The organism is Streptomyces sp. NPDC001617 (assembly GCF_053596855.1).
Genome location: NZ_JBSFHA010000006.1, coordinates 167,096 through 180,426, shown reverse-complemented (window position 1 = coordinate 180,426; position 13,331 = coordinate 167,096). Strand labels below are relative to the sequence as shown.

8 protein-coding genes and 1 pseudogene are annotated in these 13,331 nt (G+C 71.3%); 6 read left to right on the top strand and 3 right to left on the bottom strand.

Translation table 11 applies throughout. The features are described from left to right. Nucleotides 1-12: 12 nt before the first annotated feature. Nucleotides 13-1,794, bottom strand: a complete 1,782-nt coding sequence (locus ACWC09_RS07385; protein ID WP_450849427.1) for a serine hydrolase — start codon at nucleotides 1,792-1,794, stop codon at nucleotides 13-15. A gap of 116 nt (nucleotides 1,795-1,910) precedes the next feature. Between ACWC09_RS07385 and ACWC09_RS07380 the strand changes: the two genes are divergently transcribed. Together ACWC09_RS07380 and ACWC09_RS07375 are read left to right on the top strand one after the other, a co-directional pair. After that, nucleotides 1,911-3,020, top strand: a complete 1,110-nt coding sequence (locus ACWC09_RS07380) for a nitronate monooxygenase (protein WP_450849425.1) — start codon at nucleotides 1,911-1,913, stop codon at nucleotides 3,018-3,020. Next, entirely contained in the window at nucleotides 3,017-4,570 is a 1,554-nt protein-coding gene (locus ACWC09_RS07375) for an acyl-CoA synthetase (protein ID WP_450849423.1), read from the top strand. The genes ACWC09_RS07380 and ACWC09_RS07375 overlap by 4 nt, the downstream gene beginning before the upstream one ends. A gap of 7 nt (nucleotides 4,571-4,577) precedes the next feature. Here ACWC09_RS07375 and ACWC09_RS07370 read toward each other — a convergent pair whose 3' ends face one another. Next, a complete protein-coding gene (locus ACWC09_RS07370) occupies nucleotides 4,578-6,983 on the bottom strand; it encodes a penicillin acylase family protein (protein WP_450849421.1) in 2,406 nt (801 codons plus the stop codon). Between the two features lie 89 nt (nucleotides 6,984-7,072). On the opposite strand from ACWC09_RS07370, the gene ACWC09_RS07365 reads away from it, so the two are divergent. Beyond that, a complete protein-coding gene (locus tag ACWC09_RS07365; RefSeq protein WP_450849419.1) occupies nucleotides 7,073-8,569 on the top strand; it encodes an acyl-CoA synthetase in 1,497 nt (498 codons plus the stop codon). 91 nt (nucleotides 8,570-8,660) lie between these two features. After that, entirely contained in the window at nucleotides 8,661-10,157 is a 1,497-nt protein-coding gene (locus ACWC09_RS07360; protein ID WP_450849417.1) for a metallophosphoesterase, read from the top strand. Between the two features lie 37 nt (nucleotides 10,158-10,194). Here ACWC09_RS07360 and paaK read toward each other — a convergent pair whose 3' ends face one another. Then, a complete protein-coding gene (paaK, locus tag ACWC09_RS07355) occupies nucleotides 10,195-11,493 on the bottom strand; it encodes a phenylacetate--CoA ligase PaaK (RefSeq protein ID WP_450849415.1) in 1,299 nt (432 codons plus the stop codon). Nucleotides 11,494-11,678: 185 nt separating this feature from the next. Between paaK and ACWC09_RS07350 the strand changes: the two are divergent. Together ACWC09_RS07350 and ACWC09_RS07345 are read left to right on the top strand one after the other, a co-directional pair. After that, nucleotides 11,679-12,541, top strand: a pseudogene (locus ACWC09_RS07350) (alpha/beta fold hydrolase). Between the two features lie 38 nt (nucleotides 12,542-12,579). Further along, the gene (locus ACWC09_RS07345) at nucleotides 12,580-13,293 is read left to right on the top strand and encodes an alpha/beta fold hydrolase (RefSeq protein WP_450849413.1); all 714 of its coding nucleotides are present in this window, start codon (nucleotides 12,580-12,582) and stop codon (nucleotides 13,291-13,293) included. Nucleotides 13,294-13,331: the final 38 nt, after the last annotated feature.

Below are 13,331 nucleotides of genomic sequence, written 5' to 3'. Positions count from 1 at the left end.
AGCGGCCGCCTCCTAGTCCTCCGACGGCGCCCAGCCCACCGCCGCGATCCGTGCCGAGTCCGCCGGGCGGGCTCCATCGAACAGCACGCCGTCCGACGCCTCGACGCGGAGCCCGTCCGCATACACGCCGCGACCCACGTACCGCTTGTCCGTCGCGTAACGCCAGCGCAGGGTCAGCCGAGCGTGCGCGGGGAGATCGGCCGTCGCCCGGTGCCAGACGCGGCCCGACCATCCCGTCACCGAACCCGACGGGTGCTCCCGCGGCCGCTCGCCGTGGCGTGTGGTCGTGAACGGGAGGGGTTGCCAGGTCGCGCCGTCGTCCGTCGTGGTCTCCAGCACCAGTACGTCCGACTCGGGTTCGGTGTCCCACCACAGGGCGGCGTGGAGCCCCGCGTCGCCCGACGTCGTGTCGAGGGCGGGGAGCGTGAGCGTGGCCGTCGTGGCGTTCGCCATTCCGGAGAACCAGGCGGTGCGGCCGTGTGCCGGGCGGACGGGTACGGCCCGGGCCAGGTTGTTGCCGGCCGCGACCCGGGGCGCGGAACCGGAACGCCAACTCCGCACCGGATGCACCGAGTTGCCGAGCACGATCAGAAAGGAGTCCGTTGTCGGGTCGAGGACCAGCGAGGTGCCGGTGAAGCCGGTGTGGCCCGCGGTGCGGGGAGTTGCCATCGCGCCCATGTACCAGTGCTGGTAGAGCTCGAAGCCGAGCCCGTGCTCGTCACCGGGGAAGGCGGTGTTGAAGTTCGTGAACATCAGCTCGACCGACTCCGGGCGCAGGATGCGGGCCCGGCCGTAGGAGCCGCCGTTGAGCAGCGTCCGGCCGAGCACCGCCAGGTCCCAGGCGCACGAGAACACCCCGGCGTGCCCGGCGACCCCGCCCAGGCTGTAGGCGTTCTCGTCGTGCACCTCGCCCCACACGAGCCCCCGGTCCAGACCGGACCAGGGTGCCCGCTCGTCCTCCGTCGCCGCGATCCTCGGCTGCCAGGCCGTGGGCGGGTTGTAACGGGTGCGGTCGAGCCCGAGCGGCTGTGTGATCTCGTCGTGGAGGAGGGCGTCCAGGGGGCGACCCGTGATCTTCTCCAGGACCAGCTGGAGGGAGATCAGGTTGAGGTCGGAGTAGAGGTACTTGGTACCGGGAGGGTTGATCGGCTTCTCGTCGTAGACGAGTTGGATCCTGGCCTCGCGCGTCGGCGCCTTGTACAGCGGAAGCCAGTCACGGAACCCCGAGGTGTGGGTGAGCAGTTGACGGATCGTGATGTCCTGCTTGCCCGCCGCTCCGAACTCCGGGACGTACGAGGCGACCGTCCCCTCCAGCTCCAGCGCACCCCGCTCCATCTGCTGCACGGCCAGCAGCGAGGTGAACAGTTTCGACACCGAAGCGAGGTCGAAGATCGTGTCTTCGGTCATCGGGATCTGCTGGTCGGCCGGGAACTCGACGCCCGTGTCGGTCTTCTCGTCGTACGACCGGTAGCGCACCGCCATGCCGATGGGCTGGTGCAGCGCCACCGTGCCGCCGCGTCCGGCGAGGAGGACGGCGCCCGCGTACCAGGGGTGCTTGGGGGAGGGGCCGAGGAACGCCTCGGCGTCCGTGACCAGTCGGTGGAGGTGGGCGGGGAGGAGACCCGCGCGCTCGGGGGAGCCGTGGTGCAGGGTCGGGCGACCGGAGGACGGTGCCGCCTCGGCCGCCGGGCCGGCCGGGAACGGGGCGATGGCCAGAGCGCCGCCCAGTGCCAGGGTTCTTCGGGCCAGTTGACGGCGGGAGAGTCCGCGCCCGCCCGCTGCGTCATCGGTCACCTGAGAAACACTCGTGTCGGCCGTGACTCATGTCAACCAGGCATCCCGCCCAATAAATCTGACGGTCTATCAGAAAACCCCTTCCGTCGTCCGGAGGACTGCGGCATTCTGCGCCCATGCAGACGGAGCTGAGCAAGAAACTGGGAGTCGAGCACGCCATCTTCGGCTTCACGCCGTTCCCCGCCGTCGCCGCGGCCATCAGCCGGGCCGGCGGTTTCGGTGTGCTCGGCGCGGTCCGCTACACCGCCCCCGACGACCTCAAACGCGACCTCGACTGGGTGGAAGCGCATGTCGACGGGAAGCCGTACGGCCTCGATGTCGTCATGCCCGCCAAGAAGGTCGAAGGCGTCACCGAAGCAGACGTCGAGGCCATGATCCCTGACGGGCACCGGCAGTTCGTGAAGGACACCCTCGCCAAGTACGGCGTCCCCGAGCTGGCCGAGGGCGAGGCGTCCGGGTGGCGTATCACCGGGTGGATGGAGCAGGTCGCCCGCAACCAGCTCGACGTCGCCTTCGACTACCCGATCCGGCTGCTCGCCAACGCCCTCGGCTCCCCACCCGCCGACGTGGTCGCTCGCGCCCACGACCAGGACGTGCTGGTCGCCGCCCTCGCGGGCAGTTCCCGGCACGCCGTCAAACACAAGGAGGGCGGCATCGACATCGTCGTCGCCCAGGGCTACGAGGCCGGCGGCCACACCGGTGAGATCGCCTCCATGGTGCTCACGCCCGAGGTCGTCGACGCCGTCGACCCGCTGCCCGTCCTGGCCGCCGGAGGCATCGGCAGCGGACAGCAGGTCGCCGCCGCGCTCGCCCTCGGGGCGCAGGGCGTCTGGCTGGGCTCCCTCTGGCTGACCTGCACCGAAGCCGACCTCACCTCCTCCGCCGTGACCCGGAAACTCCTGGCAGCCGGCTCCGGCGACACGGTCCGTTCCCGCGCCCTGACCGGGAAACCCGCACGCCAGCTCCGTACCGAATGGACCGACGCCTGGGACGACACGGCCGGACCCGGCACCCTTCCCATGCCCCTGCAGGGCCTGCTGGTCGCCGAGGCCCTCACCCGCATCCAGAAGTACGAGGTCGAGCCGCTGCTCGGCACGCCGGTCGGCCAGATCGTCGGCCGCATGACCAGCGAACGCAGTGTCCAGGCCGTCTTCGACGACCTCACCCGCGGCTTCGAGAAGGCCGTGGACCGCATCAACCGCATCGCCGGAAGGAGCGGCACGTGACGAGCACGCCCCCCACCGGATTCTGGGCCCAGGCCACCACCGACCCCGACCGCGCGGTCCTGACCGCCCCCGACGGCGAGCAGTGGACCGCCGGACGACTGCACGCCGCCGCCAACCGTCTCGTCCACGGCCTGCGCGCCGCCGGCCTGACGCGCGGGGACGCCTTCGCGGTCGTCCTGCCGAACGGCATCGAGTTCTTCACCGCGTACCTGGCCGCCACCCAGGCGGGCTTCTACCTCGTCCCGATCAACCACCACTTCGTCGGCCCGGAGATCGGCTGGATCGTCGCCGACTCGGGCTCCAAGGTGCTCATCGCCCACGAGCGCTTCGCCGAGCCCGCCCGCCACGCCGCAGACGAGGCCGGCCTCCCGGCCACCCACCGGTACGCGGTCGGCGAGGTCGAGGGCTTCCGGCCGTACGCCGAACTCCTCGACGGACAACCGGAGTCGGCGCCCGAGGACCGCGAGCTCGGCTGGGTCATGAACTACACCTCGGGTACGACCGGCCGACCGCGCGGCATCCGTCGCCCGCTGCCCGGCAAACGGCCCGAGGAGGCGTATCTCGGCGGCTTCCTCGGCATCTTCGGGATCAGGCCGTTCGACGACAACGTCCACCTGGTCTGCTCACCGCTGTACCACACGGCCGTACTCCAGTTCGCGGGCGCGTCCCTGCACATCGGGCACCGGCTCGTCCTGATGGACAAGTGGACGCCCGAGGAGATGCTCCGGCTGATCGACCGCGAGAAGTGCACCCACACCCACATGGTCCCGACCCAGTTCCACCGGCTGCTGGCACTGCCGGAGCCGGTCCGGCGGTCCTACGACGTCTCGTCCATGCGGCACGCCATCCACGGCGCCGCCCCCTGCCCGGACCATGTGAAGCGGGCGATGATCGACTGGTGGGGGAACTCGGTCGAGGAGTACTACGCGGCCAGCGAGGGCGGCGGCGCCTTCGCGACCGCCGAGGACTGGCTGAAGAAGCCCGGCACGGTCGGCAAGGCCTGGCCCATCAGCGAACTCGCCGTCTTCGACGACGACGGAAACCCGCTGCCCCCCGGCGAACTCGGCACCGTCTACATGAAGATGAACACCGGCGGCTTCGCCTACCACAAGGACGAGGCCAAGACGAAGAAGAACCGCATCGGCGACTTCTTCACGGTGGGCGACCTCGGTTACCTGGACGAGGACGGCTACCTCTTCCTCCGCGACCGCAAGATCGACATGATCATCTCGGGTGGGGTCAACATCTACCCCGCCGAGATAGAGTCCGCGCTCCTCGCCCACCCCGCCGTCGCCGACGCCGCCGTCTTCGGCATCCCGCACGACGACTGGGGCGAGGAGGTCAAGGCGGTCGTGGAACCGGCCCCGGGACATGAACCCGGGCCGGACCTCGCCGCCGACCTCCTCGCCCACTGCGCCGGACAACTCGCCGGCTACAAGCGGCCCAAGAGCGTCGACTTCATCGCCGAGATGCCCCGCGACCCCAACGGCAAGCTGTACAAGCGACGGCTGCGGGACCCCTACTGGAAGGGGCGCACCCGTCCGGTGTGAGCACCTGTCATGACCGGACCCGGATCACCTTGAGCACCGGCGAGGACTGGATGTCCTTCTCGCAGAAGCGGGCGGTCACCCACTTCTCGCCGGAGAACAGCCGGGTCTGGTCGCTGTAGTGCGGCGAGTCGGGATTCTCGGACTGGGAGTACGTGAGCAGGGTGCGGGCCACCGGGCAGCCGCTGCCGTCCCAGCCGACCGCCTGGATGTGGCTGGACCCGGTCGTCACCTCCGTGTAGGCGCCCTGCGAAGCGTTCCACACCGGCTCGACCTTGTTCCACACCCCCAGCCTCTCCGTGCCACCAGGGACGGGGATGCGCTTGCCGTCCCGCACCACGAACTGGTGCTCTCCGAGCGGGGAGTCCAGCGGGATGCCCGCGGTCCGGAGCTCGCTCACCGTGTCCGCGAGGGCCGTGGTGAAGCCGGGCGCGGCGGTGTTGAGCGTGTTCGGCGTGTGGACCGGGTCGGCCGCCGAGAACGGCACCTTCCAGAGTTGGGCCGGCGGCACCGCGGCCGTCAGCCTGCGCCAGAAGCGGTCGAAGAGCAGAGCGCCCCGGCTGTCGGTGTTCATGGTCCGGTCCCAGGCGGCGAGCACCTCGCAGGCCCCGGAGACGTCAACCGCCCTGCCGTCACTGCCGGTTGCCGTTCCGTCCGGCAGCGCTGCGCATGCCTTCGCCGTGTCGGCCGCTCCCAGCTCGCCCGCGGGCGCCCGGTTCGTGAACTCCTGCTGCTGGAGGTCCCGGACCGTCAGCCCGCCCCGCTGCGCCAGCGCCGCCACGTCCTCGATCGCGCCCCGCGTCCGCAGCGAGCGCTGCGTCCCGATGTCACCGAAGACGCGCTCGTACCCCGTGAGCGGGTGGTCGGCGTTGGTCAGCCAGGCGCTGCCGTTGGAGTTCTCCGCGTACGGGGCGTCCTTGAGCGTCGGCATCCGGGCGGGCCCGAAGATGCCGGGCTGCACGGCGTCCTTGTCACTGCCGAGCCCGCAGTCGCCGCGGGAGCCGTCGAGGACCGCCAGGCCCGCCTGCGCGTAGGTGACCTTGCCGAGGTCCGTCGAGCAGCGCGCCGCGAGGTCGTCGGTGATCCGGGGCAGGACCTGCGACTGGGTGTACAGGGAGTGTCCCGAGGAGTCCGCGGCGATGGTGTTCACCCACGGCATTCCCTGGTGGCGGTCGAGGGACGCGAGGACGTCCGCCGTGCTGCGCGCCTTGCCGAATCCGAGCGAGGTGTCGGCGAACCGCAGGTTGGCGGCGTTGGGGTCGTTGAACGCGTAGGCCGTCGTGGCCGTCCAGGGCAGCGGCGGATCGCCCTGCGGGTCGGCGACGACGGGGCCGTAGCGTGTCCACCACTGGGTGCGGGTCACCGGGGCGCCGTCCTTGACCGCCACCGTCACGGTCCGCCTGGTCATAGGCTCGGGCTTGCCGTCCACCAGGTAGACCGTGGGATCGGCCGGGTCGAGCGTCAGCCGGGTGAGGTTGAACGGGACCCCGGTCGCGACGGTGTGGCTCCACGCCACACGGGAGTTGTAGCCGATGGAGACGGTCGGCGAGCCCAGCAGCGACGCCCCGGCGACGTTGAGCTCGCCCGGGATGGTCTGCTGCACCTGCCAGAACCGGCGTCCGCCGTGCCACGGGTAGTGCGGGTTGCCCAGCAGCAGACCGCGGCCGTTCGCCGTGGTGGCACCGCTGAAGGCGACGGCGTTCGACCCCATGTCCGAGTCGGCGGACCGGGCGCGTACGGCCTTGATCAGGGCCTGGGCATCCAGGGTGGCCTTCGTGTCCCTGGCGGCACCGGTGGGCGGCTTGGCCCCGGTGATCTCGTCCACGGCACCACCCTGGCCGCCGAGCACGGAGATGGCGTAGAAGCGGGTCGCCACGTCCGTCGTCGTGATCGGCCGCACCCAGGCGGCACCCCGGCACGCCGGGTCGTTGATCCGGTTCTGCGCGAGCCAGGCGTTGTACCCGGCGGCGAAGCCCCGCATCAGGTCCTTCGCGTCCTTGCTCGGGCCCACAGGAGCCGGTTCGGCGAGCAGCCTCTCCACCGTGCGGGACTGCCGTACGCCACGGAAGTACAGGTCACTGGAGAGGTTGTCGGCGGCCGACGAGAGGGAGAAGTCCGTCGCCGCGTCGGGTCCGAAGTAGCGCGAGCGCTCGCCGCGCACGGTCACGAAGCCGTCGGCGAGCGTGCACACCTGGTCGGCGGCCTGCGCCCAGCCGGTGCCGAAGCCGAGGTCGGGGTAGTCCTCGGCGACGATGTGGGGAATGCCGTACTCGGTGTAGCGGATCACGGCGGACAGTCCGCCGCGCGCCGGATTCTCCTGACGGGCCTGCCGCTCGGCCGCGGCGGCCGGAAGTGCGGTGGACGCGGTGAGCAGGGCTAACGCCGCGATGAGCAGTCGTCTCGGGCGGGTGCGCAATGGTGTCTCCCAACGTCATTGGGGGAAGGTGCGATTGACCGTACGAACGTGCTTGACCTGCCCCGGCCATGGACCGAGGATCATGAGTCATGACGCAGGGACAGGGCAGCACGGTTGACGGGGTGCTGCGGCGCAGCGCCCGGCGCACCCCGGCGCGGGTCGCGGTCGAGTACGGCGACCGCAGATGGACGTACGAGGAACTCGACGAGGCCGTCTCCCGCGCGGCGAGCGTCCTGCTCGACCAGGGCCTCGCGCCCGGAGACCGGGTCGGCGCCTACGGCCACAACTCCGACGCCTACCTGATCGGCTTCCTGGCCTGCGCCCGGGCCGGCTTCGTGCATGTGCCGGTCAACCAGAACCTGACCGGCGACGACCTCGCCTACATCGTCGGCCAGTCCGGCAGCTCGCTCGTCCTCGCCGACCCCGACCTGGCGGGTCGACTGGCGGACGGTGTACGTACGTTGCCCCTGCGCGACGCCGACGACTCGCTCCTGGCCCGGCTGGCCACGGCACCCGCGTACGACGGGCCCGAGCCGCGCACCGAGGACCTGGTGCAGTTGCTGTACACCTCGGGCACGACGGCCCTCCCCAAGGGCGCGATGATGACCCACCGCGCCCTGGTCCACGAGTACCTGAGCGCGATCACCGCCCTCGACCTCAGCGCCGGCGACCGCCCCGTGCACTCGCTCCCGCTCTACCACTCGGCGCAGATGCACGTGTTCCTGCTGCCGTACCTCGCGGTCGGCGCCACGAACATCATCCTCGACGCGCCCGACGGCGACCGCCTCTTCGACCTGATCGAAACGGACCGCGCGGACAGCCTGTTCGCCCCGCCGACGGTGTGGATCGGACTGTCCAACCGCCCGGACTTCGCCACGCGCGACCTCGGCGGACTGCGCAAGGCGTACTACGGCGCCTCGATCATGCCGGTGCCGGTCCTGGAGCGCCTGCGCGAGCGCCTGCCCGGGCTCGCCTTCTACAACTGCTTCGGCCAGAGCGAGATCGGCCCCCTCGCCACCGTCCTCGCCCCCGACGAGCACAAGGGCCGCATGGACTCCTGCGGCCGACCCGTCCTGTTCGTCGACGCCCGCGTGGTCGACGAGGACGGCAAGGACGTCCCCGACGGCACGCCCGGCGAAATCGTCTACAAGTCACCGCAGTTGTGCGAGGGCTACTGGGAGAAGCCCGAGGAGACCGCCGAGGCCTTCCGCGACGGCTGGTTCCACTCCGGCGACCTCGCGGTGCGCGACGCGCACGGCTACTACACGATCGTCGACCGGGTGAAGGACGTCATCAACTCCGGTGGCGTACTGGTCGCCTCACGCCAGGTCGAGGACGCCCTGTACACGCACGACGCCGTGGCCGAGGTCGCCGTGATCGGCCTGTCCGACGAGCGCTGGATCGAGGCCGTCACCGCGGTCGTCGTCCCGCGCGGCAAGGTCACCGAGGCCGAACTCATCGACCACGCGCGCGAGAAACTCGCCCACTTCAAGGCGCCGAAACGGGTGGTGTTCGTGGACGAGCTGCCGCGCAACGCGAGCGGGAAGATCCTGAAGCGGGAGCTGCGTGATCGCTTCGCCACGTGACGTGACGCGACGCACAGGAAAGTCCTATTTCATACCTGGTACGGCCGCTATTACCATGTCCCTTGTTACGGCAGGAGGGCACATACCAGGCATGCGATGCTGCTTCTCCGCTCCCCTCGCCGCCCTCGCGGGCCTGCCCGGCCCCTGTGAGGTGGTGCGGTCGGGAGCCACGCTCGTCCCGGCGCTGCTCCGGGCCGCCTCGTTCTACCGGGCACATCTGCCGCATCCCCACACCGTCGCGGCCGTCCACCTGGAACTGGTCACGCTGACCGAGGACCGCGCCGTCATCACCTGGTACACCGGGGTGCCCGGCACGGACGACGGTCTCGGCCACATGCTGCCCGCCGTCACGGAGGGCGAGGTCGTCTACGGCACCCACCCCGGCCGCCTCAACCGCGTCGCCGGCGAGGACCGGCCCACGGCCCACCACCACGTGGAACTCACCGGCCTGGAGCCCGGGCAGACGTACTACTACCAGGCCCGCTCCCGGGGCGCGACCGCCAGGCCCACCACGCTGCACCTGGTGAGCGGCAACGCGGCCGGCACCTCCCGCCACGGCCTGGGCTCGCACGGCGGCCCGTACGCCTTCACCACGCCGCAGCCCCCGCCCGGCCGCCATGTCATGTCCCTCGCGCTCTGCAACGACCTGCACCTCGGCGAGACCATCGCCGGCCTCGTGACCGGCATCCCCATGATGCGCGGGGTGGCCCAGCAGCCGGGCCTGCCGCCGTACCCGGAGATCATGAGCCGGGCCCTGGTCGAGGAGGCCCGCCGCCGCGGGGCGGACGTACTGCTGGCCGCGGGCGACATCTCGGCGGGCGGCGCGCCACGCGACCTGGCACGGGCGAGACGGATCCTGGACGGGTTCGGCGACCATGGCCGGGACTACTTCGTCGTACGGGGCAACCACGACCGGCCCGGCTCCCAGGACGGCGACGACACCTTCCGGCACGGGTTCGGCCGCGCGGACGAGCCCGGGTACTTCGTGCGGGACCTGGGCGGGCTGCGGATCATCGGCCTCGACACCTACGAGAAGCGAGGCAACGGCGCGGACTCCGGGGGCCTCGGCGCCGAGCAACTGTCCTGGTTCCGCAGCCGCCTGCGCGAGCACAGGGAACAGCCGACCGTGGTCTTCGGTCACCATCCGCTGGCCGTACGGGACTCCCTCTTCCCGGTCAGCGCCGGGCAGCGCATGGGCCGCCGCCAGGCCCGCTCGATCCTCGAGGCCTACGCCGCCACCCCGGGCGTCTTCCTCCACCACGCCGGCCACACCCACCGCAACAAGCGGACCGTGCTGCCGCTCGCCCCGCACGTGGCCCTGCAGGAGGTGGGCGCCGCCAAGGAGTATCCGGGCGGTTTCTCCCTGCTGCGCATCCACACCGGCGGCTACGCCCTGAACTTCTTCAAGGCGCGCGACGCCGAGGCCCTGGAGTGGGGTGAGCGCAGCCGCCGGATGGCCGGCGGCTGGTGGCCGCAGCACGCCCTGGGCCGCTCGGTCACGGACCGCAACAGCGTGGTCTACCGGGACCTGTCCGGGATCACTCGACCGGCCGCGCCGTCCTTGGCCGCGAGTGCCGCCCAGGGCTGACGAAGAAAAGGCGACCCGCGCCTGACCGGCGGGGCCCTCAGCGCTCCGACCGCAGGTCCACGATCCGCCGGATCTTGCCCACCGACCGCTCCAGCGACTCCGGTTCGACGATCTCCACCGCCACCGAGACGCCGATGCCGTCCTTCACCGCCGCCGTGATGGCCTGAGCGGCGGCGTCCCGCACCTCGGGACCGGCGTCGGGCCGGGCCTCCGCCCGCACGGTGAGCGCGTCGAGGCGGCCCTCGCGGGTCAGCCGCAGCTGGAAGTGCGGCGCGACCCCCGGCGTCCGCAGCACGATCTCCTCGATCTGTGTGGGGAAGAGATTGACGCCCCGCACGATCACCATGTCGTCGCTGCGCCCGGTGACCTTCTCCATCCGCCGGAACACCCGCGCCGTCCCCGGCAGCAGCCGGGTCAGATCGCGCGTCCGGTACCGCACGACGGGCATCGCCTCCTTGGTCAGCGAGGTGAAGACCAGCTCGCCCTCCTCGCCGTCCGGCAGCACCTCGCCGGTGATCGGGTCGACGACCTCCGGGTAGAAGTGGTCCTCCCAGATGTGCAGCCCGTCCTTGGTCTCCACGCACTCCTGGGCCACACCCGGGCCGATCACCTCGGACAGGCCGTATATGTCGACCGCGTCGATGGCGAACCGCTCCTCGATCTCCCGCCGCATCTCCTCCGTCCACGGCTCGGCACCGAAGATGCCGACCCGCAGCGAGGTGCCGCGCGGGTCGACGCCCTGCCGCTCGAACTCGTCGAGAAGTGTGAGCATGTACGACGGCGTCACCATGATGATCTGCGGCTCCAGATCCTGGATCAGCTGGACCTGGCGGGCCGTCATACCGCCGGACGCGGGGATGACCGTACAGCCGAGCCGTTCGGCGCCGTAGTGCGCGCCGAGGCCACCGGTGAACAGCCCGTATCCGTATGCCACATGCACCTTGTCACCGGGGCGGCCGCCCGCGGCCCGGATGGAGCGGGCCACCATGTCGGCCCACAGGGAGAGGTCGTTGTCCGTGTAGCCGACGACCGTCGGGCGCCCGGTGGTACCGCTCGACGCGTGGATACGACGGATGCGGTCCTGGGGCACGGCGAACATCCCGTACGGGTAGTTCTCCCGCAGGTCCGCCTTGGTGGTGAACGGGAACCGGCCCAGGTCGGCCGTCGAACGGCAGTCGTCCGGGTGGACACCCGCCTTCTCGAAGGACTTCCGGTAGAACGGCACATGCTCGTACGCATGCCGCAACGAGGCGCGCAACCGCTCCCACTGCAACGCCCGCAACGCCTCGGCATCGAGCCGTTCCCCGGTGTCCAGCAGCTCCACAGCATCCGTCATGGGAACTTCTCCCTAGCCGACCCTGTCACTCCGACCGACCGATCATTCGGTCGAGCTGTCCGGGATCAGTAATTCAGGCCCCCTCGGCACAGGCAAGGGGTCTGCCCTCATTTTCTCACCGGGAAGCCGCACAGATCGGAAGAAGCCCGTTGCGGGCGGGGTCGTGGACCACGATCATCGGCGGCATGCCGACCTTCATCGCACCCGACGGGACCGAGCTCGCCTACCCCTGCGCGGGGAGGGTGACCCGCTGGTCGTGCTGCCCGGTGGGCCGATGCAGGCCTCCGCCTACCTCGGCGAGCTGGGCGGTCTGGCCGGGCGCCGGCGGCTGGTTCTGCTCGACCTGCGGGGGACCGGTGACTCCGCGGTGCCGGTGGACCCGGCGACGTACCGGTGCGACCGGCTCGTGGACGACGTGGAGGCGCTGCGTCTCCACCTCGGAATCGAGGAGATGGACGTTCTCGCACACTCGGCCGGCGGCAGCCTCGCCATGCTCTACACCGCCAGGTTCCCGAAGCGGGTGGCACGGCTGGTGCTGGTGACCGCCACGCCGTGGGCCCTGGGCCTGGCCCCGACCGCCGAACACCGGCTGGAGGCGGCGCGCTTGAGGAGCAGCGAGTCCTGGTTCGCGGAGGCGTTCCCCCTGTTCGAGGAATGGCTGACGGGCAAGACCGACTACGACCGCGCCTTCGCCCCCTTCTTCTACGGCTGCTGGGACGAGGCCGCCGCCGCGCACGAGGCGCGCTCCGACGACGAGTTCAACGACGACGCCGGCGCGATCTACGGCTCCGAGGGCGCCTACGACCCACCCGCGACCCGTGCCGCCCTGGCCCATGTCACCGCACCGGTGCTGGTCCTCGCCGGCGAACTCGACGGAGGCCCGCGCCCCGAACTGGCCCGCGCCGCCGCCGAGGCGTTCCCGAACGCGGAGTTCACCGTCCAGCCCGGTGCCGGGCACTACCCGTGGGTGGACGACGGCGAGTGGTTCGCGGCTCGTGTCGCCGCCTTCCTGGACGGAGACGCGGCGTCTCTGCCGTCGGCAGAGTAGAGGCCTGCCACCGGGCCCCACCGGCTAGGTTGCCCGGCATGGACGCCGACCTCCGCACCGTCAAGGCGAACGGCATCACGCTCGCGTACCGCGCCTGGGGCCCCGAGGACGCGCCGCCCCTCCTCCTGCTCCACTGCCGCGGCACCGACGGCGCGGACTGGACCCCGATCGCCGAACGGCTCGCGTCGGGCCCGTACCCGCGCCGGGTGTACGCAGCCGACCTGCGCGGCCACGGGCGAAGCGACTGGCCGGGGGAGGGGACGGACACGTACGCCCACGAGACGATGCGCGACGACATACGGGAGTTCCTGACCGCCCTCGGCGTCGACCGCGCCGACGTCGTGGGCCACTCGCTGGGCGGCGCGGTGGCGTATCTCCTCGCGCAGAAGGCGCCCGACGTCGTACGACGCCTCGTCCTGGAGGACGTCCCCGCGCCGATCCCCCTCGACCCGCCCCGACCACCGGCCGAACGGCCCGACGGGGACCTGCCGTTCGACTGGGCGATGATCCGGGCGACCGACGCGCAGCGCAACGCCCCCGCCCCGGTGTGGTGGGACCACATGGGGCGGATCACCATGCCTACGCTGCTGATCGGGGGCGGCCCCACCAGTCTCGTCCCGCAGGAACAGATCACCACCCTCGCCGAACTGATCCCCGACGCCCGGCTGGTGACCATCGACGCCGGGCATCTCGTGCACGAGACACAGCCGGAGGAGTTCCTGGCGGCGATCGGGGAGTTTCTGGCGGGTTGAGGGCCCGGCGGTGCGTGGCCGTCTCGGTCAGCGGTGGG

Coding starts and splice junctions, on each gene's coding strand:
- ACWC09_RS07380 (WP_450849425.1), top strand. CDS start 1,911: ATGCAGACGGAGCTGAGCAAGAAACTGGGAGTCGAGCACGCCATCTTC.
- ACWC09_RS07365 (WP_450849419.1), top strand. CDS start 7,073: ATGACGCAGGGACAGGGCAGCACGGTTGACGGGGTGCTGCGGCGCAGC.
- ACWC09_RS07360 (WP_450849417.1), top strand. CDS start 8,661: ATGCGATGCTGCTTCTCCGCTCCCCTCGCCGCCCTCGCGGGCCTGCCC.
- paaK (WP_450849415.1), bottom strand. CDS start 11,493: ATGACGGATGCTGTGGAGCTGCTGGACACCGGGGAACGGCTCGATGCC.
- ACWC09_RS07345 (WP_450849413.1), top strand. CDS start 12,580: ATGGACGCCGACCTCCGCACCGTCAAGGCGAACGGCATCACGCTCGCG.